Source organism: Pseudoalteromonas maris, assembly GCF_049257235.1.
Lineage (GTDB): Bacteria > Pseudomonadota > Gammaproteobacteria > Enterobacterales > Alteromonadaceae > Pseudoalteromonas.
The window spans coordinates 169,334-194,943 of the sequence record NZ_JBMMUF010000003.1 but is presented as its reverse complement, the minus strand read 5'-3'; the positions used below and the strand labels follow the sequence as shown (position 1 = coordinate 194,943).

General features: G+C 44.3%; 25 protein-coding genes. 12 read left to right on the top strand and 13 right to left on the bottom strand.

What is annotated here, in order from left to right:
• Window positions 1–29 precede the first annotated feature (29 nt).
• The 4 genes from AAEU32_RS05810 to AAEU32_RS05795 all read left to right on the top strand — a co-directional run bounded on the left by AAEU32_RS05810 (window position 30) and on the right by AAEU32_RS05795 (window position 3,094).
• Window positions 30–944, top strand: a complete 915-nt coding sequence (locus AAEU32_RS05810) for a hydrogen peroxide-inducible genes activator (RefSeq protein ID WP_421969585.1) — start codon at window positions 30–32, stop codon at window positions 942–944.
• Between the two features lie 128 nt (window positions 945–1,072).
• Window positions 1,073–1,615, top strand: coding sequence for an RNA polymerase sigma factor (locus tag AAEU32_RS05805; protein ID WP_421969584.1), 543 nt, complete (start codon window positions 1,073–1,075; stop codon window positions 1,613–1,615).
• Entirely contained in the window at window positions 1,605–2,213 is a 609-nt protein-coding gene (locus AAEU32_RS05800; RefSeq protein WP_421969583.1) for a hypothetical protein, read from the top strand. Before AAEU32_RS05805 ends, AAEU32_RS05800 begins: the two co-directional genes overlap by 11 nt.
• Entirely contained in the window at window positions 2,213–3,094 is an 882-nt protein-coding gene (locus tag AAEU32_RS05795) for a transcription initiation factor TFIID subunit 7 family protein (RefSeq protein WP_421969582.1), read from the top strand. Before AAEU32_RS05800 ends, AAEU32_RS05795 begins: the two co-directional genes overlap by 1 nt.
• 34 nt (window positions 3,095–3,128) lie before the next feature.
• Here the strand turns inward: AAEU32_RS05795 and AAEU32_RS05790 are convergent, their stop codons facing one another.
• Together AAEU32_RS05790 and AAEU32_RS05785 are read right to left on the bottom strand one after the other, a co-directional pair.
• Complete coding sequence (locus AAEU32_RS05790; protein ID WP_421969581.1) at window positions 3,129–3,332, bottom strand: hypothetical protein; 204 nt, start codon at window positions 3,330–3,332, stop codon at window positions 3,129–3,131.
• A gap of 263 nt (window positions 3,333–3,595) precedes the next feature.
• A complete protein-coding gene (locus AAEU32_RS05785; RefSeq protein ID WP_421969580.1) occupies window positions 3,596–6,097 on the bottom strand; it encodes a two-component system response regulator in 2,502 nt (833 codons plus the stop codon).
• A gap of 207 nt (window positions 6,098–6,304) precedes the next feature.
• On the opposite strand from AAEU32_RS05785, the gene queA reads away from it, so the two are divergent.
• The 7 genes from queA to AAEU32_RS05750 all read left to right on the top strand — a co-directional run bounded on the left by queA (window position 6,305) and on the right by AAEU32_RS05750 (window position 13,498).
• Window positions 6,305–7,345 carry a tRNA preQ1(34) S-adenosylmethionine ribosyltransferase-isomerase QueA gene (queA, locus tag AAEU32_RS05780; RefSeq protein WP_421969579.1) on the top strand — a complete coding sequence of 347 codons (1,041 nt, stop codon included), beginning with the start codon at window positions 6,305–6,307 and terminating at the stop codon, window positions 7,343–7,345.
• 238 nt (window positions 7,346–7,583) lie between these two features.
• On the top strand, window positions 7,584–8,708 hold the full coding sequence (gene tgt, locus AAEU32_RS05775) for a tRNA guanosine(34) transglycosylase Tgt (RefSeq protein ID WP_421969578.1): 1,125 nt from the start codon (window positions 7,584–7,586) through the stop codon (window positions 8,706–8,708).
• Between the two features lie 80 nt (window positions 8,709–8,788).
• Window positions 8,789–9,127 carry a preprotein translocase subunit YajC gene (gene yajC / locus AAEU32_RS05770; RefSeq protein ID WP_421969577.1) on the top strand — a complete coding sequence of 113 codons (339 nt, stop codon included), beginning with the start codon at window positions 8,789–8,791 and terminating at the stop codon, window positions 9,125–9,127.
• Window positions 9,128–9,140: 13 nt separating this feature from the next.
• A complete protein-coding gene (secD, locus tag AAEU32_RS05765; protein ID WP_421969576.1) occupies window positions 9,141–11,000 on the top strand; it encodes a protein translocase subunit SecD in 1,860 nt (619 codons plus the stop codon).
• A gap of 12 nt (window positions 11,001–11,012) precedes the next feature.
• Window positions 11,013–11,957: a protein translocase subunit SecF gene (secF, locus tag AAEU32_RS05760; RefSeq protein ID WP_421969575.1), complete on the top strand. Its 945-nt coding sequence runs from the start codon at window positions 11,013–11,015 to the stop codon at window positions 11,955–11,957.
• Window positions 11,958–12,141: 184 nt separating this feature from the next.
• Complete coding sequence (locus AAEU32_RS05755; protein WP_421969574.1) at window positions 12,142–12,645, top strand: hypothetical protein; 504 nt, start codon at window positions 12,142–12,144, stop codon at window positions 12,643–12,645.
• A 64-nt stretch (window positions 12,646–12,709) separates the two neighbouring features.
• Window positions 12,710–13,498, top strand: coding sequence for a YggN family protein (locus AAEU32_RS05750; protein WP_421969573.1), 789 nt, complete (start codon window positions 12,710–12,712; stop codon window positions 13,496–13,498).
• 36 nt (window positions 13,499–13,534) lie between these two features.
• Here AAEU32_RS05750 and yacG read toward each other — a convergent pair whose 3' ends face one another.
• The 10 genes from yacG to trmL all read right to left on the bottom strand — a co-directional run bounded on the left by yacG (window position 13,535) and on the right by trmL (window position 23,518).
• Entirely contained in the window at window positions 13,535–13,774 is a 240-nt protein-coding gene (gene yacG, locus AAEU32_RS05745; RefSeq protein WP_421969572.1) for a DNA gyrase inhibitor YacG, read from the bottom strand.
• 65 nt (window positions 13,775–13,839) lie between these two features.
• Complete coding sequence (pilB, locus tag AAEU32_RS05740) at window positions 13,840–15,519, bottom strand: type IV-A pilus assembly ATPase PilB (RefSeq protein WP_421969571.1); 1,680 nt, start codon at window positions 15,517–15,519, stop codon at window positions 13,840–13,842.
• 90 nt (window positions 15,520–15,609) lie between these two features.
• On the bottom strand, window positions 15,610–16,230 hold the full coding sequence (gene coaE, locus AAEU32_RS05735) for a dephospho-CoA kinase (RefSeq protein ID WP_421969570.1): 621 nt from the start codon (window positions 16,228–16,230) through the stop codon (window positions 15,610–15,612).
• Window positions 16,223–17,113 (bottom strand): prepilin peptidase, encoded by an 891-nt coding sequence (locus AAEU32_RS05730; RefSeq protein ID WP_421969569.1) that lies wholly within the window; start codon window positions 17,111–17,113, stop codon window positions 16,223–16,225. Before AAEU32_RS05730 ends, coaE begins: the two co-directional genes overlap by 8 nt.
• Window positions 17,114–18,337 carry a type II secretion system F family protein gene (locus AAEU32_RS05725; RefSeq protein ID WP_421969568.1) on the bottom strand — a complete coding sequence of 408 codons (1,224 nt, stop codon included), beginning with the start codon at window positions 18,335–18,337 and terminating at the stop codon, window positions 17,114–17,116.
• Between the two features lie 80 nt (window positions 18,338–18,417).
• On the bottom strand, window positions 18,418–20,109 hold the full coding sequence (pilB, locus tag AAEU32_RS05720) for a type IV-A pilus assembly ATPase PilB (protein WP_421969567.1): 1,692 nt from the start codon (window positions 20,107–20,109) through the stop codon (window positions 18,418–18,420).
• Window positions 20,110–20,114: 5 nt separating this feature from the next.
• Window positions 20,115–21,314: an O-antigen ligase family protein gene (locus tag AAEU32_RS05715; protein WP_421969566.1), complete on the bottom strand. Its 1,200-nt coding sequence runs from the start codon at window positions 21,312–21,314 to the stop codon at window positions 20,115–20,117.
• Between the two features lie 61 nt (window positions 21,315–21,375).
• Window positions 21,376–21,798, bottom strand: coding sequence for a pilin (locus AAEU32_RS05710; RefSeq protein WP_421969565.1), 423 nt, complete (start codon window positions 21,796–21,798; stop codon window positions 21,376–21,378).
• A gap of 372 nt (window positions 21,799–22,170) precedes the next feature.
• Complete coding sequence (nadC, locus tag AAEU32_RS05705; protein ID WP_421969564.1) at window positions 22,171–23,025, bottom strand: carboxylating nicotinate-nucleotide diphosphorylase; 855 nt, start codon at window positions 23,023–23,025, stop codon at window positions 22,171–22,173.
• Window positions 23,026–23,053: 28 nt separating this feature from the next.
• The gene (trmL, locus tag AAEU32_RS05700) at window positions 23,054–23,518 is read right to left on the bottom strand and encodes a tRNA (uridine(34)/cytosine(34)/5-carboxymethylaminomethyluridine(34)-2'-O)-methyltransferase TrmL (RefSeq protein ID WP_421969796.1); all 465 of its coding nucleotides are present in this window, start codon (window positions 23,516–23,518) and stop codon (window positions 23,054–23,056) included.
• Between the two features lie 111 nt (window positions 23,519–23,629).
• Here trmL and AAEU32_RS05695 point away from each other — a divergent pair, with 111 nt between their 5' ends.
• On the top strand, window positions 23,630–24,553 hold the full coding sequence (locus AAEU32_RS05695; RefSeq protein WP_421969563.1) for a cation diffusion facilitator family transporter: 924 nt from the start codon (window positions 23,630–23,632) through the stop codon (window positions 24,551–24,553).
• A gap of 16 nt (window positions 24,554–24,569) precedes the next feature.
• Here the strand turns inward: AAEU32_RS05695 and AAEU32_RS05690 are convergent, their stop codons facing one another.
• On the bottom strand, window positions 24,570–25,409 hold the full coding sequence (locus tag AAEU32_RS05690; RefSeq protein ID WP_421969562.1) for a 23S rRNA (adenine(2030)-N(6))-methyltransferase RlmJ: 840 nt from the start codon (window positions 25,407–25,409) through the stop codon (window positions 24,570–24,572).
• Window positions 25,410–25,610 lie beyond the last annotated feature (201 nt).

The window sequence follows — 25,610 nt, the reverse complement described above, 5'->3', positions numbered from 1 at the left end:
TTGGGGTCTTTTTATTTATGGGCATGACTATGACAAACCTACCCAGTATTAAGCAGCTTCAATATCTTCTTGCGGTGCACCAGCACCAACACTTTGGCCGTGCGGCCTCAGCCTGTTATATAGGTCAATCAACGCTCAGTAGCGCTATTCAAAACTTGGAAGAAAATCTTGGCGTGCAACTCATTGAGCGTGAAAATCGTAGCTTGATGTTTACCGCTATTGGTGAAGAAGTCGTGGCGCGGGCAAAAAAAATTATTGATGACACCATGAGTGTAAAAGAGCTTACTCGCAGCCATCTGCATCCATTAAGTGGCACCCTTACATTAGGTGTGATCCCGACGATTGCGAGTTTTGTTGCGGCTCCGCTTCACTGTTACAGTAAATCAACTTTCCAGGAATTGGATTTGGTGCTTGTGGAGGATACCAGTGACAACTTGCTAGATAAGCTTGAACACGGGCATATCGACATCGCGTTATTGGCACTGCCTTACGAGACTAGCCGCTTTCACACGCAAATCCTAGCCAAGGATAAGTTTTATCTTGTGCATCACAAAGACTATGAGATTGCTGAACATATTGATTACAACGAGTTGCCTGAAAACAGCGTATTCTTATTGGAGCGTGAGCACTGTATGACAGGTCATGCGCTCAGTGCATGTAATTTAGAGCGCTCCAGTTGCATCAATTCATTCGAAGCGGCTAACTTACACACCTTATTATCTATGGTTGAATACAAGTTGGGCGTGACATTTTTGCCGCAAATGGCCATAAATGCCGGGATCTTAGATAGCAAGCCACTGGTTGCCAAGAGCTCAGATACCGACGCTCATCGCGATGTTGGCTTGGTGTGGCGCAAGACGACGGGACGAATTGGAGATTTCCGATTATTTAGCGACAAAGTCGGTGAATTTCTACGTACCTGCTGTACTGTGGGTAGTGAATAGCTAACTATCTGATTTAATTATAAAAGCGACGAAAGTCGCTTTTTTTGTAAATAAACTACACTTCTTGCAAACTTTTTTAGAAATACTCACAACTAACTTAATAACACAGTAAATGATTACCTAATAACGTGATATTTAATAGCGAAGAAAGGCTCATAAAAAGCGCCCAAAAAGGCAGTGATAAAGCGTGGCTAGCATTAGTGAAGCGCCATGAAAAACGCCTATATAACCAGTGTTTGCGCTTATTACGCCATCCTGATGACGCGCTTGATGTGATGCAGGAAACCTTTATAAGTGCTTATCAAGGCTTGGCGCGCTTTGATGGCCGAAGCCAGCTTCATACTTGGCTGTTCCGCATTGCGTATAACAAATCGGCAGAGCATTTTAGGCGGCATCGTGAGCATACAAGTTTGGATGAAGCGACCGAGCCTCGCAGCAATGTGTTGCATTTGGAGAGGCCCTTGATGCAGGCGCAGCGTAACGACGAGATCATCGCAGCCCTAGCAACATTGCCTTTTGAGCAGCGGGTGGTCGTTGAAATGAAGTTTTTTCAACACTGTACGTTTGATGATATTGCCAAGCAACTGGATATCTCACCCAATACAGTGAAAACACGTTTATACACCGCTTTAGGGCGAATAAAACCGCAGTTGGAGGTGAATGATGGCTAAACCAACACACATAGAACAGCTTTTTGAACGGGCGCTCAGTGGCGAGTCACTGAGCGCAGAGCAGATGGACGAATTGCACCAAGACACTACATTTGGACCGATGCTTGAGCAAGCACAGTTTTGGCAACAAAGCGCACAGAATTACCAAGAGCAAGACGTGCCCAGTACCTTCAATGCCAGTGAGCATATTAACTCGGTATCGTCTCAGCGAAGCTATCTGCCTTGGTTGGCAGCCAGTGTGATGGCCGTAAGTATGTTTGTTGGTGGTTATCAGGTTTATGGCACTAACCAACAATTACAGATGCAATTGGCGCAGCAACAGCGTGTATTGGATGCGCAAAAGGAGAAAATGCAGCGTCTTGGTGAAGCGCTTCTAGCGCAACAACAATTGCAACAAGAAACCTTAGCGCAAATGACAACACAGACAATTGATCTGACCCGTAGTGAGCGCAAAGATGCAATGACAACCTTGGTTGATTACATCAATGCTCAACGGGCAGAAGATAATGCTTACCTTCGCTTGCAACTTAATGATATTGCAGAGCAAATTGAACAACAGCCGCTATATAGCACGGCCTATAATACAGAGAGTAAATGATGAAAAAGTATATTTTAGCCAGCGCTATAGCGCTTGGAGCAACGACCATGAATGCCCACGTTCAGGCAAATGAGTTTGATGATGTGCAACGTCAGATAAATATTGTTGAAAACATTTTAACTACAGCCTTAAAGCAAGACTTGCAGCAGCGCTCGGTCAATGTATCGAGCACCTATCTGGCTGATCAAGGCGTACTGTATAGTGTGCGTTTTAACAGTAAATTTGCCTTTATCACTGAGTTTGCCGGCGGTCCTATGGCGCCGTTAGCGCCAGAAGTGGTGATCGACTCAAATAGGATCACCATCAATGATCAACATGTTGAATTTGTAGAACATGATGGCGTAGCCACAGAACACAAAGAAATCATTATTTCATTGGATGATATTCGCGAACAATCGGAGCAAATGCGCGCATCTGCTGAACGTCAGCGTGAACTGGCATTTCGATTACGTGAACTTAACCGCGAGCAACGTGAGTTAGAAATCCAAGCGAAATTGCAAGAAGATAACAAGGAAGTTCAGCAACAAATTACTGAGATAGAAACCGAAATTGTAAAAGTACGCGAGCGTAAAGACGAGCTAGACGCCAAGAATGAGGTGTTTGTAAAACAAGTCAAAGAAAAGCGTGAAAAGCAAAAAGTGAAACAGCAAAAGCAGCAGCAGGAACAGTTGCAGCAGGCACTATCAAGTGTCGCGCGCAGCCTATGTGATTATGGCGTTGGTTTACGAGTTTTGAGCGATGACAACTACGTTAACATTCAATTTCACCAAGCAGATAGCAATCACATGGCGATTTTCAAAAAGTCAGACATCAATCGCTGCGTGGCAGGTAAGTTAGATCATCAAGATTTACTTAAAAAAGCCACGCAGTACTCGCTTTAATTAGCGCTCACTTCATAACACCTCTGTAGAGTCTCTACAGGGGTGTTTTTGATCCGATTTGATGTTTCTCTAACGACGGAAGAAACAGCAAATACATCCATACAACAAGGTTGAAATAGGGGACGCAGCCTAAACCCAAGAATAACTTTTCAGGGTAGCCTTTGCGTTTTGCATGTAAAAAACATTGGTAAGTAATAAATACATTGACGATTAGAAGCAGAGTTACTAAAAAAATCATCTCGATATCCTTTTTACTGCTTTTTTGTGTTTAATTAACTATTAAATAAGCAGTTTTACTGTTGCCTTTCCCCGCCACGCCGCAGCTGTAGCGATTCGAAGTTTGTTGTCAGAGAGCCTGACATGCCACATTCCATTGTTGTGTAGTTATTTGATGTGTTACTGAAATTTATCCAGCAGTTAATAGCGCATTAACAAGTAATGAGTATAGACAAGGATGATTAGAGTGTTAGGACAAATGTCTTAAAAATAGATGCCTTTTTGTTAGCTTAATGTTTTTGCTGCAATTATTTTTTGGTTGCTTTGTAAGGCATGTAACGGCGCGGGTTTGGCAATGAAGTAGCCTTGAGCATAGTCAACACCTATCTCTTTAAGTAGCTGAAATATATCTTTATTTTCAACATATTCTGCGACTGAACCTTTAGATAGTGACGTGGCGATATCATTGATGGCTTTTACTAGTGCGTAATCTATGGGATCGCGTTGCATATCGCGTACAAACGAGCCGTCTATTTTCACATGCTGGGCAGGGAGACGTTTGAGGTAGTCAAAAGTACTGAACCCTGTACCAAAGTCATCGATTGAAAAATCGCAGCCAATCTCATTTAGAGCGAGGATCATCTCCCTCGTGGCTTCAAGGTTACCAACACTGGCGCTTTCGGTTATTTCGAAAATGACACGTCGAGGGTCTACATCAAAGTTGTTGAGCATCTCTTTGATGTGCACAAGCAGGCGGTCATCTAACAGTGATTGCGCTGATAAGTTTATTGCAACACGCTGTACTTCTGGATGCTTACTCAAGTCTTCAATAGCGGCTCTGATAACGCATTGGTCCATTAGGTAACTGTCATTGAGCATCTCTAAGGCAGGAATAAAGTGATTAGGATAGACGAGCTCATCATTTATTTTTAAGCGCAATAACGCTTCGTAATATGCGATGCACGAACGTTTAATATCCCACACAGCTTGATAGTGCAGCTCAATGTGGTTTTGTTGCAAAGCAGAGCGCACACTGTGGCCCCACTCCAAGCCAGATTGCATGGTGTTGCTTTGCGAGTCTCGAGGGTCATAGCAATGCACCAAATTTCGCCCCTGACTCTTGGCAATGTAAAGTGCAATATCTGCTTGTTTGAGGCATTCACTGGCATCATTATTGTGACTGCAGATGCGCGTCACGCCTAATGAGCAACTGATTGAATAGGTCTGTTCTTGGCAGTGGAAAAGGTGTTTATCAATCGCCATGCAAATGGACTCAGCCGCCATATGCGCATCGAGTAAGCTGGTGTTGTGCAATAAAATGGCGAACTCATCACCACCGATACGAAAAATCATATGCTGATCATCGATGTGCTTAACAAACAACTCCGCGACTTCTTTTAATACCGTGTCACCTTCTTGGTGGCCCTTGCTGTCATTGATTATTTTGAAATGATCGAGGTCGATATAGATAAGGGCGTGTTCATCGTCATCTTGAGTGGCATGACACAAAGCGGTGAGTTGGGTGTCGAAATAGTAGCGATTGTACAGGCCAGTTAAGGTGTCGTGTAAAGCAAGGTGTTGTAGCTTTAGTTCTGCCTGTTTGCGCTCTTCTATGTTATCGATTGACACCGTGATGATGTTCTCAGCGCTGGCATCACTGGCATGCTGGAAGCGACACTCAAACCATGTCGGTTGACCACTGTTGGTCCATAACTGTAACTCTAATTTACTTTGTTTTGACCTTCCTGTGGTGACTCGCTCAAGGGCCAGAGCTAAAGGCTGCTTATGCTCGTCTAAGCAGAACTCACACAGAGGCTTACCCAAGCTTAGTTTAAGTCCAAAGCCGGTATTGGTTTCCCAAGCAGGGTTTAAGAAGCGGATTAAACCTTGGCTATCTAACTCCATCACGACCGTATTCAAATGCATGAGAATGCGTTGGTGAGCACTGTAGAGTTCTTTGTATTTTTGCTGGCTTTGACTTAATTGCGCTACTTTCTTCTCAAATTCGCCGTAACTGGCAATAAAGTCTTCTCTACGCGCGGCATGGTCACACACCTTCATGAGTAATGCATCGTTGTAGGGGCGGCGAATAAAGTCTGTCACACCACTTAACAACAGCTGTTCGGCATAGTTAGCATCATGGCTGTCGATAATGGTCACAATTGCTTGGCTAGCGTTATGCGAAAGAATGTTTTGCACCAAGGTATTGGCGCTATCGGCATTGGCGACGCTGGCATCGAGCAGCACAATGGCAAAGTTGCCCTGCAAATAGGTAGCGAGTGCTTCATTAGCACTACTGCACACATGGACGTGAAAATTCAGTGCTAACGCATTGCTAACTTGCTGCGCTTTTTCAATATTACTTTCTAGTAGCAATAACCTTAAACGACTGGTTTTTTCTAGCTGGGTAGAGAGCACATTAGCGAGAATTTGCGGCAATAAATCTTGGCGCTCGATAGGAACAACCGCATCTATACCGTAGCTGCGTGCGGTAGTTTCAGCAATGCGTTCACAATAAAAAGGCGGCGTAAGTACAATGGGCGTGTGCTTTGGGGTTTTTAGTAGCCCTGAACGAACCATACGGGAAAACCGCCAGCCGTCTATTTGCCCAATATCGAGACCTGTAATAATAAGGTTTACTGAGCGCTCTTTGAGAATGCGCAGAGCTTCTTGTGAGTCACTGAGTTCTATCAGGTCAAAAACATCCAAACGACCTAGTGTGCGTTTAATTAAACCACGCTCAACAGCACTGGCGTTGACGACCATTAAACTCAGCGGCATTGCCATGTTGTCTACCTGATATTACGAACTTGAACTTCAAACCGTTAGATTATAGTGAATTTACAGCGCAGACAAGCGTCTGTAACATTCGTATTATCCGTGACTTAGGCGTCATCAGCCCCTTTTGAGGGCAGTGCTAGCGCTACATCGCTTGATTTCACCTTGGCAAGTCACTAGACTTGGCGCGATTTTAAGCACCTTGGAGAGCCTAACATGCGCGTGGCTGATTTTAGTTTTGATTTGCCCGAAGAGTTAATTGCCCGCTTCCCACAAAAAGAGCGTAGCGAAAGCCGCTTGCTCAAAGTGGATGGTAATAGCGGCGAGACATCGCATCATATCTTTAAAGACATCATTGAGTTCATCGAACCTGGAGACTTACTGGTGTTCAATAATACCAAGGTGATCCCAGCGCGTATGCATGGACAAAAAGCCTCAGGCGGTAAAGTTGAGGTGTTAGTAGAGCGCGTCCTTGATAACAAACGTGTACTTGCCCATGTGCGTTCAAGTAAATCGCCAAAGCCTGGAACCATACTGATCCTTGAAGGCCAAGCTGAAATGGAAATGCTAGCCCGTCATGGTGAGTTATTTGAGTTGGCCCTACAAGGTGACTCATCGGTTTTAGAGACACTTGAGCAAATTGGTCATATGCCGTTGCCGCCTTACATTGACCGTCCAGATAACGAAGAAGACAAGCAGCGCTATCAAACTGTGTACGGCGAAAAGCCGGGTGCTGTCGCGGCGCCAACCGCAGGTCTGCATTTTGATGAAGCTTTGATGCAGCGCTTAAAAGATAAAAATATCGAGATGGCTTTTGTGACTTTGCACGTGGGTGCAGGTACGTTTCAACCTGTGCGTGTAGACAGTGTTGAAGACCACCATATGCATTCTGAATACATTGAAGTGCCAGACGATGTGGTGGCAGCAGTGCGAGCCACTAAAGCGCGTGGTGGCCGTGTGATTGCGGTGGGCACAACGTCGGTGCGCTCGTTAGAGTCAGCTGCAAAGATTGGCGGTGGCACCTTGCAAAGCTACTTTGGCGACACCGATATCTTTATTTATCCGGGTTACACGTTCAACGTTGTTGATGCCATGATCACCAACTTCCATCTGCCTGAATCAACCTTGATCATGTTGGTCAGCGCATTTAGTGGCCAACAGCACATTATGGACGCCTACAACGAGGCGATTGAAAAGCGCTATCGTTTCTTTAGTTATGGTGATGCGATGTTCCTTACCAAACAAAGTGCGAAGTAAGTTCGATTAAGAAAAACCGCTCAACTAGGGCGGTTTTTTTATAGCAATATGACGGGGTTTCCAGTGCGGTGGAGGGCTTATTTTAGCTGTCACAGTCTGTTTACCCTTTAATTTATGAGATTTGCCCCAATTCATAGTATTGCTAACGCAAAAAAGGTAGAATCGGGCGGTTAAATTGCGTACTCAAGCGCACCAGTTTTGAAGAGTTGGACTGTTTTTCCGACCGATTGAGGATCACATGAAGTTTGAATTAGATACCACTGACGGCAAAGCGCGCCGCGGTAGATTAGTTTTTGAGCGCGGTGTTGTGGAAACACCAGCATTTATGCCTGTAGGTACATACGGTACTGTAAAAGGTATGACCCCAGAAGAGCTAAAAGGCACTGGAGCGCACATTTGTCTGGGTAATACCTTCCATTTGATGCTTCGCCCAGGTACAGAAATCATCAAACAGCATGGTGATTTACATGACTTCATGGGGTGGGACAGGCCAATTCTAACTGATTCAGGCGGTTTCCAAGTATTCAGTCTGGGCGCAATGCGCAAGATCACTGAAGAAGGCGTGTTGTTTAGCTCACCTGTAAACGGTGAAAAGATTATGCTAAGCCCAGAAAAAGCGATGGAAGTACAACGCGATTTGGGTTCAGATATCGTGATGATCTTCGATGAATGTACGCCTTATCCGGCAACGGAAAAAGAAGCAAAAGACTCAATGGAGTTGTCGCTGCGTTGGGCGAAACGTTCAAAAGAAGGCCATGGTGATAATCCATCTGCGCTGTTCGGTATTATTCAAGGTGGTATGTATCCTGAGCTGCGAGCACAGTCGCAGGCGGGTCTAGAAGAAATTGGTTTTGATGGTTATGCACTTGGCGGTTTGTCTGTAGGTGAACCCAAAGAAGACATGATCAATATCCTTGACCATTGCGCCTACAAAATGCCTGAGCAAAAGCCTCGTTATCTAATGGGCGTAGGTAAGCCAGAAGACATCGTTGAAGCAGTTCGCCGTGGTATTGATATGTTTGACTGTGTAATGCCAACGCGAAATGCCCGAAATGGCCACCTTTTTGTGACTGACGGGGTTGTAAAAATCCGCAATGCCGTGCACAAGACAGACACCTCAGCACTTGATAGTGAGTGTGACTGCCATACCTGTACTAACTTCTCGCGCGCTTACTTACATCATTTAGATAAGTGTAATGAGATCCTTGGTGCGCGTTTGAATACCATCCATAACTTGCGTTATTACCAACGTTTAATGGAAGGACTTCGCGATGCTATCGCAGCGGGTGAACTTGACGCATTTGTGGCGGACTTTTATGCTCGCCGTAATATGCCAGTTCCAGAACTCGCAAAAACAGAATAACTGTGAGCCCGCCTTTGTGCGGGCTTGCGTGTAAATTAAGACATTAAAATTAATAGTTACTTAGTTAAGGGGAAAACCTGATGAGTTTATTTATTGCAAACGCTCATGCGAGCACAGCAGGTGCAGCACCAGCTGGTGGTGGTTACGAAATGCTAATCATGTTAGCGATTTTCGGCCTTGTTTTTTACTTCCTAATCTACCGTCCACAGGCAAAGCGTGTAAAAGAACACCGTGAGCTAATGGGTGCACTTGCCAAAGGTGACGAAGTGCTTACACAAGGTGGTTTAATCGGCAAAATCACGAAAGTTGCTGAAGACAAAGACTTCGTAATGGTCGCGTTGAACGACCAAGCTGAAGTTACTGTGCAAAAAGCATCTATTTCAGCCGTGCTACCTAAAGGCACAATGAAGTCACTATAAAAAGGAAAGCTACGTGTTAAATAAGTATCCTTTATGGAAGTATTTACTCGTGCTTTTAGTGCTTGCTGTAGGGGTGCTGTACGCTACCCCTAACATCTACGGCCGAGACCCTGCTATTCAAGTAACAGGGGCTAAAGGTGCTGACGCAACACTAAGCGCATTGGATTCAGTAAATACAATCCTGTCAGAAAATAATATCGAGACCAAATCGAGTAAGTTCGAAGATGGTCAAATCCTGGTACGCTTCAAAAATGTAGAACAACAATTAAAAGCTCAGGATGTTTTGCGCGACAACTTAAGTGAAGACTACATCTCTGCGATTAACATGGCGCCTGCTCAACCACAGTGGTTAAAGGCTATTGGTGGTAATCCGATGAAGCTGGGTCTTGACTTAAGTGGTGGTGTGCATTTCACCATGGAAGTAGACATGGTGACCGCGATGGACAATGCACTGAACCAAATGGAGCAAGATTTCCGCTCTGATTTGCGTGAAGAGAAACTACGTTATCGCACAATTCGCCGTGTTGCAGGTAGCGACTCAGTGCAAGTTGTAATGCGCAGCGAAGAAGACAAAGATGCCGCTGAGAAGTTTTTGCAGGGTCGTTACCCTAATTACTTGTTCAGCGATGACAGCAACAACGACAGCGGTTTTGTTGTGGCTATGAGTGAGTTGCGTATCAAAGAGTTACGCGATTACGCGATTAAGCAAAACGAAACCATTATTCGTAACCGTATTAACCAAATCGGTGTGGCAGAGCCAAATGTGCAGCGCCAAGGTGCTGAACGCATTATCGTTCAACTTCCGGGTGTACAAGATACCGCGCGCGCAAAGGAAATCCTCGGTGCGACGGCAACACTTGAGTTTCGTGAAGTGGACCAAGATGCAGATCCTGGTTTGGCAATGCAAGGTCGCGTACCTCCTGGTACTGAAGTGATCATGGACCGCACCGGTCGTCCAGTCGTGCTTAAAAAGCGCGTGATCCTTGAAGGTAGCCATATCACTGGTGCGCAATCGAGTATGGATGAATATCAGCGTCCTCAGGTAAACATCTCTCTTGATGCCAAAGGCGGCGCGAAGATGGATGCCTTTACTAAGCGAGCTATTGGTAAGCCAATGGCGACCGTATTCATCGAATATAAGCCTTCAGGCAAGGTCGATGAAAACGGTAAAGCATTACCACCTATCAAGGTGGAAGAAGTGATTAACGTTGCGACTATTCAGGCTCGTTTGAACCGTAGTTTCCGTATTACAGGTCTTGATAGCCCAGCAGAAGCGCATAACCTAAGCTTGCTGTTGCGCGCTGGTGCGCTTGTAGCGCCGATTCAAATTGTTGAAGAGCGCACCGTGGGGCCAAGTCTTGGTCAAGAGAATATCGAAGCGGGTATGACAGCTGTTGTACTTGGTTTTGCTTTTGTACTTGCGTTTATGTTGATGTATTACAAGGGCTTTGGTCTAGTTGCGAATCTTGCACTGGCTGGAAACCTTGTAATGATCGTAGGTGTCATGTCGATGATCCCAGGGGCAGCACTGACCCTTCCAGGTATTGCTGGTATCGTATTGACAGTAGGTATGGCGGTTGACGCGAACGTGCTGATCTTTGAGCGTATTCGTGAAGAGCTAGCTGACGGACGCAGTCCGCAACAGGCTATTCACTTTGGCTATGACAGTGCATTTAGCACCATCTTCGATGCTAACATCACCACCTTAATTGCAGCGGTTATCCTGTTTGCGGTAGGTACAGGACCAATTGCTGGCTTCGCAGTAACACTTGCGATTGGTATTTTGACATCAATGTTTACAGCCATCATCGGCACACGCGCAGTAATTAACTTATTCGTCGGTGGTAGACGCATTGATAAGTTGTCTATCTAGGAGCAAACAAGCATGCAATTATTACAAGTAAAAGGCACATTGCCATTTATGAAAGCACGCAAGTTAGCGATGGGTTTTTCCATTTTGCTGATCCTTGCTTCTGTTGCGTCGTTTTTCGTTAAAGGCCTAAACTTTGGTCTTGATTTCACAGGTGGTACAGCGGTAGAAGTTGGTTTTTCGCAACCAGCTGATCTGAGTAATGTACGTAAAGTGCTAGCTGAAAATGGTTTTGCTGAAGCCTCGGTGCAATTGTTTGGTTCGAGTAAAGACGTACTTGTGCGTTTACCTCCTCAAGGTGAAGGGGTTAAAGCGGAAGTTATCGGTAACCAAGTAATGAGCGCACTGAAACAGGCCGATGCAGATGCACAGATGCGCCGCATCGAGTTTGTGGGTCCAAGCGTGGGTGAAGATTTAAAAGAGCAGGGTGGCCTTGCCATGTTGACGGCTCTTATCTGTATCTTGCTGTACGTTGCAATGCGTTTTGAATGGCGCTTTGCATTGGGTGCAGTGTTCGCACTTTTCCACGATGTGGTGCTGACGATGGGATTATTCTCATTGCTTGGCCTCGAGTTCGACTTAACCATTTTGGCTGCAATACTGGCGGTAATAGGTTACTCACTCAACGATACTATCGTAGTGTCTGACCGTATTCGTGAGAACTTCCGTAAAGTACGTATCGACGATACCTTAGAGATTATTGATATTTCACTGACACAAACATTGAACCGTACATTGGTTACATCAATTACCACTATTTTGGTGTTGATTGCGCTGTTCGTATGGGGTGGTCAAACAATTCATGGCTTTGCAACTGCATTGCTATTCGGTGTATTCATCGGTACTTATTCATCAGTGTATGTTGCAAGCTCTGTTGCAGTGGCACTGGGTGTAAGCAAAGAAGATTTGATCCCTGTTGAAGTGGAAAAAGAAGGCGCTGAGTTAGACGCAATGCCCTAACCTGTTGTAGCGCTTCGCGCACATGTTGGTATCTCCGATTTAGGAGATAGGCAAGGTTTGCAGCGACTGGTATACTACCACTTTACTAACAAATGCCGCTTTTTAGCGGCATTTTTGTGACTAATACCAATCCACTATTTACGTTGATTGGTAGGCTATCTCAATATCAACATAGGGTATTCGTATGAAGTTTGTTGTCATGGTCATTATTTTGATAGTGATCAGCGGTTGCGGTGGCAATGCCGACGGACTTAATACTCGCCATGATGCACGCAGCGTCATTTTGGCTTATCAACAGCAAGTAGATGAACTACTCACTGCGAGTAAGCTCGGTATACACAGCTCCCTTTCAGCGCAACAATTAGACCAGTTATATAACCTGGGGCAGGTATTGGTCGGGCAGGTCCTTGAGGAGCGAAACTTATGTGACAGCTATTTATCGACCATCGCTAAAAGTGCACCCATGCTTCGTGAGGCGTCAACAAGCCAACTGCAAACAGGCTATCTTGAAGAGCAAGCACTGCCTGATTTTGATGCCCCGATTTGCTTTCACATTAAAGAGTTGGTGTTCCATCCATTACATATCCACAGTAACTTACAGACTAACCCTGCATTGGCGCAAAAAGAGTTAAACGAAGTGCGTGCTCATGCAGCGGTAGTGTATGAGTACTTACAGCGTGCCATCTAACGGTAATTATTTGCATCTGGGTGGCCTTTTGATAATCTGTGCCGCAGTTAAATTGAGGTGAATTATGAAATTGCATCGTTGGATTGTCTCTCTTGGGGTCTGTACGCTTTTGAGCGTGCCAGTAAGTGCTGAGGTGTCGGAGCAAGGCCATTGCGATGTGGAGCTTACTCACGGGCTTATTATTACCTCAGATACCATACGTATCGTTGATAACAACCAAACTAGAGTACAAATAAATCAGGGCAACCAGCTGCTGGTGCGTGGTCAGTGGATTGAACTTAATGCGCAAGAGATGGAAGTGCTTGGGCAATATGAGCAAATGATCCGAAGCACGGTGCCAGAGCTTGTTGAACTTGCCACTGATGGCGTGAACCTGGGTTTAAGTGCGATAGAGGATGTAGTGACAGGGCTTTCTGATAAAGAACCTGAAGTGCTCAGAGAGCAGTTACAGTATGTAGAAAGAGCGTTGCGTGATAAGTTCAAGCGCGGTGATGATTTTTTCTATATAGCGCCTCAGTCTTTATCCAAGTTAGACGACTTTTTCACCCAAGAAGTATCGAAAAAGATGCATACAGCCATACAAGGGTCGCTCGGTGCCATGCTCGTTACCCTAGGCGATGCGCTGGAATCCCGTGAGGGCAATATTGAAGAGCGCATTAGTGACATGGGAGAGCGGATGCAAATTATCACCGCTGAAATTGATAAGTCGCTGCAAAAGAAAGCACAACAGCTCACGCAAAAATCACAAGAGTACTGCAACTGCCTTAATTCATTGGACAGCACAGAGTCTAGGTTGCAAAAAATCGTGCCAGAATTGGCAGACTTCGACTTAGTTAAGATTAAGCAAAACTAAGCACTAAAAAAGGCGTAAACCACTTACGCCTTTTTGCTATTCCTTAAAGAAACTATCATCATTTTTTGCAAGCATTGCTTCAATGTCTTCTATTAAGGCTTGTGCATCACCGTGTTTTTGTTCTGTGCTGATAGGCGAGGAAATGGTATTGGATTCATCAGACCATTCTCCTAAATCAATAAGTTGGCAACGCTTGGAACAAAAAGGTCTATGTGGACTTTGCTCACCCCAGAGCACCGGTTTTTCACATGTGGGGCAGTTCACCGTTGTTGGCATTGTTACTGTCTCTATATGGCGAAAACGAGGGTGTCAGTTTAACGAACCCCCTCGCTAAATTAAAGCTAGCTTTGTGTGACACGATTCACTTCAGTTAGTGAGGTGACACCTTCGGCGACTTTATGTAGACCGGACTCACGAATAGTCTGGTAACCATCTTTTTTCGCCAATGCTGCTAATTCGAGTGAGTTAGCGCCATCCATAATGGCTTGCGATAGAGTTGGGGTGATTTCCATCACTTCATATAAGCCGGTACGCCCTTTAAAGCCATCTGTACACTCATCACAGCCTACCGCTTTGAAGAGCTTGATGTTATTGACCTGCTCTTCGGTAAAACCTTGATTCAACAACTCGTCTTTTGGTAGTTCATCAGGGGTTTTACAGTGCTTACACAGTTTACGGGCTAGGCGCTGAGCAATAATCAAGGATACAGAGCTGGCCACGTTGTACGATGGTACACCCATATTGAGAAGACGAGTTAACGTTTCAGGGGCTGAATTCGTGTGCAGGGTAGACATGACTAGGTGACCCGTTTGCGCTGCTTTAATAGCAATTTCAGCGGTTTCTAAGTCACGAATCTCACCTACCATAACGACATCGGGATCTTGGCGCAGGAATGCCCTGAGCGCGTTTGCAAATGTCAGATCCGCTTTAGGGTTAATTTGTACTTGGTTAATCCCTTTAACGTTGATTTCGACTGGGTCTTCTGCAGTAGAAATGTTACGTTCGGCGGTATTCAGTATGCTTAAACCTGTGTACAAAGAAACGGTTTTACCCGAGCCCGTTGGCCCTGTGACTAAGATCATGCCATGAGGCTGAGCTAGAGCATGCAGGTATTTTTTCTTTTGATCTTCTTCATAGCCCAGCGCGTCGATACCCAGTTTGACATCTGAGGAGTCGAGAATACGCATTACGATTTTCTCGCCCCACAAGGTGGGTAGGGTACTCACACGAAAGTCAACTTGGTGCCTTTGCGACAAAGAAAGTTTGATGCGACCATCTTGCGGCTTGCGCTTTTCTGAGATATCTAGTTTGGCCATTACCTTGATACGCGCCGCAAGTCGACTTGCGAGGGCCCAAGGCGGATGCGCCATTTCATGAAGCACTCCGTCAACCCTAAAGCGGATACGGTATTCACCATCGTAGGGTTCGAAGTGTAAGTCTGAGGCATGCCGGTTTATTGCATCACGCAATATTTTATTGATGTAGACGATGATGGGGGCGTCATCATCAGAATATTGCGAGTCGTCCTCAGGGACTTTTGCATCATCTTTGTGTAAATCGGCTAGTTCTTCTGTGTCTTTTTGTGATAGCTCAAGAGCGTGTGTAGCATCAAACAGGCGATCAATTAATTTATCGATATATTGGTAGTCGGCAAGCACGACGTCGCACTGTAACCCAGTACTGAATTCATAGTTCTCCAACGCGCCATAGTCAGTAGGGTCTGACACCGCAAGCACCAGTTTACTGCCTTTTTGGACAAGTGGAATAACGTGATGGCGGCGCATTAAGCGCTCTTTGAGTAAGCTTCTTTCTATACGTGTTTCATCGAACTGACTGAGATCAAAATGTGGAACGCGAAACAGTTCAACACACTGAGTGAGCAACTCATTGTGGCTCATGTTACTGCAACGCACTATCAACTCTGCAGCACTGCGGCATCTATCTTGTTCGAGTTTAACCTTATCGTTGTCTAAACGACCTAAGGTTATAAATTTCCTTATAAGCGGCGAGTTGATGTTCATACTGTATCGTTATATTACAAATAAAAATGTAAGCATAATAAGCTTTAAAAAACTAAGTTATTACAGGGTATAACGTTATTGTTGTCCATCTTAACCAGAATGCAACTTAGCTAAGCGTAAATAACAGTTATGATAATGTGATAACTTGGCGTTAAGGTCGGCTTTAGTGCCGATATTGCAAATCATATCATCTGTTTGTGTTATCTTCTCGGTACGGCTTAACTGAGACTGAATAATTGCTCTAGCTTGCTCTGGTGTGGTTTTATCTCGGGAGCAAGTTCGCGTGATTTGCACACTTTCTGGGATATCTATAAGCAGGGTGCGATTACAATATTGTGTGAGATTGTTTTCGAACAGCAGTGGCGCTTCAAGTATAACGTAAGGGCCTGTCGCCTGAGCGAGTTGCGCGAGCATAGACTGTCTAATCAACGGGTGAAGCAGGGCATTGAGCCATGCTTTTTCGTGTTCATCATTAAAAATAATGTCACGCAGTTTTGCGCGTTCCAAAGAGCCATCAGTGTTTAGAATTGTAGCGCCGTGACGCGCTACAATGGCATTCAAGCCCACAGAGTTTGGCTCAACGACTTGGCGAGCCACTTTGTCGGCGTCGACGACAACAATCCCCTGTTTGGCAAGGTAAGCGCTGGCTGTCGACTTACCTGAGCCGATACCACCCGTTAATCCAAGGATCCATGGAGTGTGCTTAGCCAAAAACCGCACTCATATATGCAGATTGAATTTGCTCCCCCCACAGCATCGCTATCCAGCCAGCAATAGCGATATACGGTCCAAATGGAATAGGGGTAGCTTTGTCTCGGCCTTGAATGGTCAAAAGAGTAATCCCCAACACGGCGCCAACAACACTTGAGAGAAGGATTATCATGGGTAAAGCTTGCCAGCCAAGTAACGCCCCAAAGACTGCCATGAGTTTAAAATCGCCATAGCCCATACCCTCTTTACCAGTCACCAGCTTAAATAGCCAATAGACACTCCATAAACTCAAATAACCTACTGCGGCACCGATAAGTGCTTCGCTCGGTTCAATGGTAATACCAAACACACTTACCATTAACACTAGCCACAATAATGGCAGTGTTATTTGGTCTGGGAGCAACATGTGGTCAATGTCGATAAATGTCAGTGCCACTAATGCCCAAGTGACGGCGATATAAAGTAAGGTCAGTTCGCTGACACCAAGTTGCCAAGCAACCACTAAACTCATCAGTGCAGTGAGCGCTTCAATAGCCGGATAGCGCACTGAAATAGGTGCCTTGCACGACGCGCATTTGCCGCCTAAAAACACCCACCCAAGTATAGGTATGTTGTGCCAAGGCTTAATCTTGGTATTGCATTTTGGGCATGTTGAACTTGGGGTGATGAGGTTGAAAGGTGCACTTTGTTGCGGCTGCGATGAATCAGCTAGTTCATCAGCTAGTAGTAATCGACACTCGCTTTGCCACTGATTTTGCATTATTTTCGGAATGCGATAAATCACCACATTTAAAAAGCTGCCGATAGCGAGCGATACTAAAAAAACCGTGGTTATAAAAAACCACGGTTGAGATTGCATTAGATTGAGTACTTCAGAATACATTTAAACAACTGAGCCTAATTGGAAAATAGGTAAGTACATGGCAATGATTAAACCACCGATTAACACTCCGAGTACTGCCATAATCAATGGTTCTAGTAAGCTGGATAGCCCATCGACTGCATCATCAACTTCTTGTTCGTAAATAGTTGCTACTTTCGCAAGCATATCATCCAGCGAACCTGATTCTTCTCCGATAGCCACCATTTGTATTACCATGTCAGGGAATATATTAGAGTTACGCATTGCCCAATTCATAGGGTTACCCGAGCTTACTTCCACTTTTATCTCGAGTATCGCATCCCTGTATACAGCGTTGCCCGAGGCTCCTGCTGCAGAATCAAGCGCATCCACCAATGGGACGCCAGCGGCAAAAGTAGTCGATAGGGTTCGTGCGTAACGAGCTACGGCAGCCTTATTTAAAATCATCCCTATGATCGGTAGCTTTAGGATTGCAGCATCCACTTTATCGCTAAAGTCCTTGCTACGCCTGCGCGCTTGAACAAAAGCATAGCCACCAACTCCGGCTACTAACATCGCAACCCACCAATATGCTTGCATAAACTCAGATATGCCAATAACCATTAAGGTAAATGCGGGCAGCTCAGCTCCAAAGCCATCGAAAATAGATTTGAATTGAGGGACTACGAAAATTAACAAAATCGATGTCACAATGACGGCTACAACAATAACCGCTATCGGATAAAACATGGCTTTTTTGATTTTTGATTTGAGTGCTTCTGCTTTCTCTTTATAAAGAGCTATTCTGTCAAAAATTCTGTCGAGAGCCCCTGATTGCTCACCTGACGCTACTAGGTCACAGTACAAATCGTCAAAGTACTTCGGGTGTTTTCGTAGAGCCGTACTTAATGGATGACCAGCCTTGACTTCTTCACCGATAGAATGCAGCAGATTTTTTACGGCTGGGTTTTCTGAACCATCAGCAATCATATCAATTGCTTGAACGAGCGAAACACCTGCCAATAGCATTGTAGCTATCTGCCTTGTTAAAACAGAAATGTCCTTGGCGGTGATACGCTTTTGGCCTCCCCCGAATAGAGGTTTGGGTTTTTTCTTTACCTTTGAGGGGGTTATACCTTGTTTGCGTAACTGCGCTTTGACAAGCGCTATACTTGCCCCGTTCATTTCGCCCTCTAACTTTTTACCCCGGGAGCTAACACCAATCCATTGAAAGGTATCAAATTGGTTTGCCTTCTGCTTTGCCATGATATTTCCCAAATCCTGTTTATGACACTAGTTCAAATATTTATTTTTATGTTTCTAAGTGTAGGTGAAGTTTGCTTTTGCTACACATTTGTAACACGATTAACTTCAACTAAGCTGGTAACCCCTTGAGCTACTTTCTTTAGTCCCGATGCTCTTAAATTGTTCACACCCTCTTGTTTAGCTGTGACGGCTATTTCTAACGAGTTTCCGCCGCGCATAATAATTTCAGCTATTTTGGGAGTAATTGGCATTACTTCATATATCCCTACTCGGCCTTTATACCCTTCGGTACATTCATCACACCCTTTTGGCTTATAAATTGTTAGGCTTGTAATTTGTTCAGGTGTAAACCCCTGTTTTTGCAACTCTTCTTGAGGAAGCATTTCAGGCTCTTTGCAGTGAGGGCACAGACGTCTCGCTAATCGTTGCGCAATGATCAAACTTACGGAGCTGGCTATGTTATACGATGGTACACCCATATTCATCAAGCGAGTAAGAGTTTCTGGTGCTGAGTTTGTATGCAGCGTTGATAGCACTAGGTGTCCCGTTTGTGCTGCTTTAATTGCTATCTCAGCAGTTTCTAAATCACGTATCTCACCCACCATCACCACATCAGGGTCTTGGCGCAGGAAAGCGCGTAGGGCATTAGCAAAGGTCATATCAGCGCGAGCGGAAATTTGAACTTGGTTGATGCCTTCAAGGTTGATTTCAACAGGGTCCTCAGCAGTACTGATATTGCGCTCTGTGGTGTTGAGTATATTCAAACCTGTATAGAGTGATACGGTTTTACCTGAACCTGTGGGGCCCGTTACAAGAATCATCCCTTGTGGCTGTGCAAGCGCATCCAAATATAGTTTTTTTTGTTCAGGTTCATAACCCAAAACATCGATACCCAGCATGGCGCTGGAGCTATCAAGAATACGCATTACGATTTTTTCGCCCCACAGAGTCGGAAGTGTACTCACACGAAAATCGATACTTTTCTTGGCGTTAATTTTTAACTTTATGCGTCCGTCTTGCGGCTTACGCTTTTCTGCCAAGTCCATATGCGACATGACTTTGATACGTGCTGCTATACGGCTCTCAAGATTGACCGGGGGGGAGGCTATTTCGTGCAAAACACCGTCGACACGAAAGCGAATACGATAACGTTTTTCATAGGGCTCAAAATGTAAATCCGAGGCACCACGCTTAATAGCATCCATCAAAATTTTGTTGATATATACAATGATAGGGGCATCGTCTTCCTTAGAGTTGACGTCAGTCGCGAGATTCTTTTTATTTTGACTGTCATCCGCTTCAACTCCCTCCAATTCCTCCATATCGCCTTCAGTTAGTCCCAAACCTGAAGAGCTATCAAATAATAAATCAATTGCTTTATCAAGGTGGTCAAAACTAACTACAACTGCTTCCGTTTGCATTCCAGTATTGAATTCATAATCTTCAAATGCGTTAAAGTCGGTAGGATCAGCAGTCGCTATATACAGTGTTTTGCCTCTTACTGAAACTGGTAAGATGCGATGCTTCTTAATTAAGCTTTCATTTATAAATTTGGTTGGTACAGACTCGATATCAAAAGAAGACAAATCCATCATAGATACATGGAAAACTTGTGATGCTCGTGCCTGCAACTGCACGGGTTTAATTTTCGCTACATTACATATTGCTTCAGCTAAGCTAGAGTTGCTTTCCGATTTTTGTTTCGCTAAGTCGTTTAAGTCAAATGCACCTAAGTTAGCAAGACGGCGAGCGAGAGGAGAGTTCAAATTCATATACTTTACTCGTGAATATTAAGGTCGAGCCACAAACCAGGTCGAATTATACCAGTTGCATTTTTTTGCATCATATCAAAACTGAGCCAGCAAGTTATAACTAAAACAAGGGCAAACAACAACTTGATAAAGCTTACTCTTATTTCAAGTATGTTTACAGTATCTTTGGAGCATACTTTTGAGTACAAAGCTCCCCATGTTACCGCTAGGAAAAGCTGAGCCAACGGGTTAATAAATACGCCACTTACCAAAGAAAGCACTCCCGCAGAAACTAAAATATTTACAAGTACGTTACATTTAATGTCGTTTTTAATTTCTTTAATTGAGAGTTTAATAGGGTATAAATAGGTAAATATTGCAATTGCAGCAAAAATAAACCCATAGCCATATGTAAGTTGTAACACTGCATTATGGGGGTGATTTAAGGCTGTGTTAGCAATACGTGAATCGAACAACCCAGGTGAAGTACCTATAAATAGATGTTTAAGTTCAAAGTGTTGCAGCGTACTTAGCCAGAGCGTTAGTCTCCCTGAGGAAGTTGTACGGGCTATTGTCCTCAGCGATTCATCGGTCGCAACAATACTAAATAAAACGGTTGAGATAAGTAAAACCAAGCACCTCATGCTTACTTTTTTGTCGTGAACATAAAATATAAGGAGGCTAACAAAAAATGCAAGCATCGCCCCTCTTGCTCCACTATATGCTACTACAGCAAAATTCAGGAATATTAAGAGCCAAACTAATTTCACTATTTTCTGCGGTGTCGTAATTAAATAGCTAAGTAGTAAAGGAAAGCAAAGAACCTGCATATGGTTGAGATATCTAACATTGTCAAAATAACTATAGGGGTCGATGATAAATTTCCCCTCCAGTGTAAGAGCCGTTAACCCTACAATTACTACTACTGATACGACTAATTGGCTATAGAGAAGTGTTGGATATACGACGATGTTACTTAACCATTTATGACTATCGGAAGACAGCATTGCTAATAAGTATAGACCTAGAGTCAAGGTTGTAGCGAAAGCACAATGCAGTCGATATTCATGAGGAGAAAAAATTAAACTTAAAATTGAAAAAAAGCAGAGAGCAAAAAAAAGGTTCTGGACTTTGTGTTTAGATGGAAGCTTAAAAAATATAAGAGCTAGCGCGATCACCAAGACTTCTAGCCACCTATATGTGTCGTATACTGTTTCTACCCCCACTTAATTAGGTTCCATTATTAAGCAAAACGAAGAGCCAATGTGGCTCTTCGTTAAGTATTTATTAGCTTGCTTTACGACACTCAGCAGGTACGTATTTGTACTGTGCAGCTGTAGGCGTAGAACAACTCCAATCAGTTCCAGCTGTTGAGAAAGTTGGTGTTAAATTCATGATAATAGGACCAACATTAGGCTCAGCTACAGAAGCTTGGATTACGCCTGTGCCAGAGGTACACGAGATAGTTGTATCACCAACGGTTCCAACGCTTACACCTGCGCATCTGTCTGCCACATTGCTTGCATAGTTTTCAGACACTGTTGCTTTCGCTCCAGACGCCTGTACCACACCTTCTGAAACTTTTGCACGGATTGTATAGTCTTGATACGCCGGCAACGCGATAGCTGCAAGAATACCGATGATCGCTACAACGATCATTAATTCAATAAGGGTAAAACCTTGTTGTTTGTTGTGGGTCATTTTTTCCATTTTCCTCTCCTAAAGGATTGTTGGGCAAAGTTAAGGTAACCTGAGATCTAATACTAAACTACAGTATCAATCACTCTTAAGTACGGGCCGTTTTGTGTTTATTGGGCATAAAACAACTCGCACAAGAAGACCTAATAACGTTAAGTTAAGCTAAAGTATAGCCAATTTTCAAAATGCTACTAACTTTAACTCGATTTTAACGACCACTATAATCTTCCATTGTTACAACTAGTTTGATCTATAAGAAAGTATTACTTTTTTTTATAAATCTAATTCTTTGAAACTAGATGCTATCACGGCTGTTTTGCTTTGAATAGCCCTTTTATAACAAAATGTAACAATCGTACCTGCAATTGCAACATTTTTGAGCAATTACACCATTTTTATAAAACGCATTGATAAATCAATTGCTTCTATGTGCTTTGTGAGTGCACCACTAGAAACAAAATCAACGCCAACGTTAGCATATTGTTTCAATGTGTCTAGCGTTATGTTCCCTGAAACTTCCAATTTTGCTTTTCCTGCATTTTTCTCAACAGCGGTTGCAACATCTGCAAGAGAAAAATTATCCAGCATGATGATATCGCTGCCAGCAGCTAATGCCTCATCGAGCTCAGTAAGGTTTTCAACTTCAACTTCAACGGGTTTGTTGGGGTGGTTGGCACGGGCTTGAGTGACTGCTGCGGTAATACCACCACATGCGGCGATATGGTTCTCTTTAATTAAGAATGCGTCGAACAAACCAATACGATGGTTATGACCGCCACCACACTTTACCGCATACTTTTGCAAGGCACGCAGCCCAGGAATGGTCTTGCGGGTATCTAATATTTTGGTATTTGAGCCCGCGAGTACCTGAGCATAGGTATGCGCCGCAGAGGCGGTAGCACTGAGTGTTTGCACAAAGTTAAGGGCGGTGCGCTCAGCGGTTAAAATTGCTCGTGCATTACCTTTGGCGCTAAACAGGAGTTGATCAGGCTCAACACGCTCGCCATCTTCAACTTCAAAGCTAAGGGTTACGCTTGGGTCAACTTGCTTAAACACTTCAATCACTAGCGCTTTACCACAAAAAGTCGCTGCTTCTCGGGTAATAACATTGGCATGTGCTTGTTGGTCTTGTGGGATAAGTTGCGCGGTAATGTCACCCTCTTGTGGGCTCTGGCCGTCTAAATCCTCTGCCAATGCCTGCGTAACTAGTTGGGTAATAAGCTCGTTTGAAAGATTCATATCAATATTTCTCTTGGGTGAGGGCAGGTTAAACCGCACCGTTAAAATCCAGTTGGCGCCATGACTCAAATACAAACACTGCAACCGCATTCGATAAGTTCATACTGCGGCTATTGGCTTGCATAGGGATGCGAACACGCTGCTCTTCGGGCAGTGACATAATTACATCATTAGGTAATCCGCGTGTTTCAGGGCCAAACAACAGCGCATCGCCTGCTTGGTACTGCACTTCATGATGGTATTTTTTACCTTTAGTTGTGCAGGCAAAAATACGTTTTGGTTGCTGGCTATCAATGTAACTTTGCAAGTCTTGGTGACGCTGCACTTGCGAGAACTCATGATAATCAAGGCCTGCGCGTTTGATTCGCTTATCATCCCACTCAAAGCCTAAAGGCTCAATCAGATGCAGACGATAACCTGTGTTAGCACATAAACGAATGATATTACCTGTATTCGGTGGAATCTCAGGTTGGAATAAGATGATGTCTAGCATGGTGTTAGTGAGCAACCAAAGTTGTATTGCCAAATGTGGCCTGAGTATATCAAAACTGGTTACAATAAAGCACGTAAGTTAGGTGAAAACATCGGTAGACAAGGTAGTTACATGCAGGCAGAAAAAACAACACGCAGTTATGACTTTTGGGTTAAGGCCGCGAGTATGACCACCCTGGTAATGGTGAGTTTAATGATTGCCGCTAAAGCATGGGCATGGATTGCTTCGGGCTCCGCAGCCATGCTGGGCTCATTAACCGACTCTTTGCTTGATGTCAGTGCGACCTTGGTTAACTTTTTTGTGCTCAGTTATGCATTGAAACCGGCTGATGATGATCACCGGTTTGGTCACGGTAAAGCTGAGGCTCTTGCGGGCCTTGGGCAAGCTGCGTTCATAGCGGGTAGCGGTTGTTTACTGGCATTTCATGCCATTGAGCGTTTCTTTAATCCTGTGGCTATCACGCATTCTTTATTAGGTGTGTGGGTCAGTGTGTTCGCTATTGTCTGTACTTTGATTGTGGTATTCGTGCAGTTTCAAGCAATCAAACGTACAGAATCGGTGGCTTTAAAAGCTGACTCACTGCATTACAAAGGTGACTTAATGCTCAATATCGCCGTGATGGTGGCGCTGGCGCTGGCTTATTACGGCGTCAGCGGAGCGGATCCTTTCTTTGCCTTATTCGTTGCCGCTTACTTGCTGTTTAATGCTTGGCAAATTGCCATGGAAAGCTCATCACATTTGATGGATAAAGAATTACCTGAGCATGAAAAAGAACACATTGTCGCCGTTGCCTGTGCTCATGAAGCCGTACATGGAGTACACGCTCTGCGCACGCGCCAAGGAGGCAAGGTGCGTTTTGTTGAATTTCATTTAGAATTAGATGACCACATTACGCTGGTGCAAGCTCACGCCATTGCCGATGAAGTGGAGGCGATGGTCAAAGAAGCGTTTAGTTTGAGCAAGCATCCTGAGTTTGGCGGTGAGGTGGATGTGCTTATCCACCAAGATCCAGTATCAGCCACGCGCAAAGCTTAAGCTGTGCGCACTGGCCTTATTCCGCAACGAGTTGTTCGGCGCGATAAAAGCCTGTTTCATCACTCAACAATGATACAAGTTCAGGAAGTACTTCTTGCATCGTTTGCATCAAGGTATACGGCGGGTTAATCGCAATCATGCCTGATGCAGTCATGCCATGGACGTCTGTATCTGCGCTGGTTGCTAGTTCAAATAATTGAATGTTCTTGATACCACTTTGCTGTAATCGTTGCTCGATTCTATCAATACGCTCACGCTCGACTACGGGATACCACAGTAAATAAGTACCTGTGCTAAAGCGCTTATGGGCCTTTATTAAGCTGTCCACGGCTTTGTCGTAATCGGTTTTAATTTCATAGGGTGGGTCCATTAACACGCAAGCGCGGCGTGAAATAGGGGGAACTAAACCCAGTAAACCCGTAAAGCCATTTTCGCCTTTAACGCGCAGTGAGCGCTTACCGCTCATATTTTTTTCTAACAGCGTCAAATCTTGAGGGTGCAGTTCAAAAAACCAGCCTTTATCGTGTTTACGTAAATACTGCTCTGCCACTTTCGGAGAGCCGGGATAATGCGCCAGTGATTCAGTGTTATTCAGCCCTTTGATAAGTGCTACATATTCACTTATCGCTGCTACTTCACCTTGGTAGTCCCATAACTTCGCAATGCCATCTTCGTACTCTTTGGTTTTTTGCATGTCAGCGTTTTCGAGTGCGAAAAACCCTGCGCCAGAGTGAGTATCAATGTAATCAAACGGCTTATCTTTTTTCACCATGTGTTTGAGTGATTGAGCAAGTATCAAGTGTTTGATGACATCTGCAGGATTGCCTGCGTGAAAAGAATGGCGATAACTGAGCATAGTAAGTCCATAGCATTATGTGTACGGGTATTTTACTGGTATTTGTGCACAAGCGACAGCCACAAAATACAATCAATAATTGAGCGAAAATCATACTGACTCGTTTAATCACAGCTGAACTGATGAGCTTTGAAAATGAACTGCTTGTTAATACTGGCAAAATTTACAGGAATTCGGCCACAAGTCCTAGCATCGCTAGGC

Excerpts from the sequence above, each read along its gene's own strand:
- AAEU32_RS05810 (WP_421969585.1), top strand. The coding sequence starts at position 30 with ATGACAAACCTACCCAGTATTAAGCAGCTTCAATATCTTCTTGCGGTG.
- AAEU32_RS05800 (WP_421969583.1), top strand. The coding sequence starts at position 1,605 with ATGATGGCTAAACCAACACACATAGAACAGCTTTTTGAACGGGCGCTC.
- AAEU32_RS05795 (WP_421969582.1), top strand. The coding sequence starts at position 2,213 with ATGAAAAAGTATATTTTAGCCAGCGCTATAGCGCTTGGAGCAACGACC.
- AAEU32_RS05790 (WP_421969581.1), bottom strand. The coding sequence starts at position 3,332 with ATGATTTTTTTAGTAACTCTGCTTCTAATCGTCAATGTATTTATTACT.
- AAEU32_RS05785 (WP_421969580.1), bottom strand. The coding sequence starts at position 6,097 with ATGGCAATGCCGCTGAGTTTAATGGTCGTCAACGCCAGTGCTGTTGAG.
- queA (WP_421969579.1), top strand. The coding sequence starts at position 6,305 with ATGCGCGTGGCTGATTTTAGTTTTGATTTGCCCGAAGAGTTAATTGCC.
- tgt (WP_421969578.1), top strand. The coding sequence starts at position 7,584 with ATGAAGTTTGAATTAGATACCACTGACGGCAAAGCGCGCCGCGGTAGA.
- yajC (WP_421969577.1), top strand. The coding sequence starts at position 8,789 with ATGAGTTTATTTATTGCAAACGCTCATGCGAGCACAGCAGGTGCAGCA.
- secF (WP_421969575.1), top strand. The coding sequence starts at position 11,013 with ATGCAATTATTACAAGTAAAAGGCACATTGCCATTTATGAAAGCACGC.
- AAEU32_RS05755 (WP_421969574.1), top strand. The coding sequence starts at position 12,142 with ATGAAGTTTGTTGTCATGGTCATTATTTTGATAGTGATCAGCGGTTGC.
- AAEU32_RS05750 (WP_421969573.1), top strand. The coding sequence starts at position 12,710 with ATGAAATTGCATCGTTGGATTGTCTCTCTTGGGGTCTGTACGCTTTTG.
- yacG (WP_421969572.1), bottom strand. The coding sequence starts at position 13,774 with ATGCCAACAACGGTGAACTGCCCCACATGTGAAAAACCGGTGCTCTGG.
- pilB (WP_421969571.1), bottom strand. The coding sequence starts at position 15,519 with ATGAACATCAACTCGCCGCTTATAAGGAAATTTATAACCTTAGGTCGT.
- AAEU32_RS05730 (WP_421969569.1), bottom strand. The coding sequence starts at position 17,113 with ATGTATTCTGAAGTACTCAATCTAATGCAATCTCAACCGTGGTTTTTT.
- AAEU32_RS05725 (WP_421969568.1), bottom strand. The coding sequence starts at position 18,337 with ATGGCAAAGCAGAAGGCAAACCAATTTGATACCTTTCAATGGATTGGT.
- pilB (WP_421969567.1), bottom strand. The coding sequence starts at position 20,109 with ATGAATTTGAACTCTCCTCTCGCTCGCCGTCTTGCTAACTTAGGTGCA.
- AAEU32_RS05710 (WP_421969565.1), bottom strand. The coding sequence starts at position 21,798 with ATGGAAAAAATGACCCACAACAAACAACAAGGTTTTACCCTTATTGAA.
- nadC (WP_421969564.1), bottom strand. The coding sequence starts at position 23,025 with ATGAATCTTTCAAACGAGCTTATTACCCAACTAGTTACGCAGGCATTG.
- trmL (WP_421969796.1), bottom strand. The coding sequence starts at position 23,518 with ATGCTAGACATCATCTTATTCCAACCTGAGATTCCACCGAATACAGGT.
- AAEU32_RS05695 (WP_421969563.1), top strand. The coding sequence starts at position 23,630 with ATGCAGGCAGAAAAAACAACACGCAGTTATGACTTTTGGGTTAAGGCC.
- AAEU32_RS05690 (WP_421969562.1), bottom strand. The coding sequence starts at position 25,409 with ATGCTCAGTTATCGCCATTCTTTTCACGCAGGCAATCCTGCAGATGTC.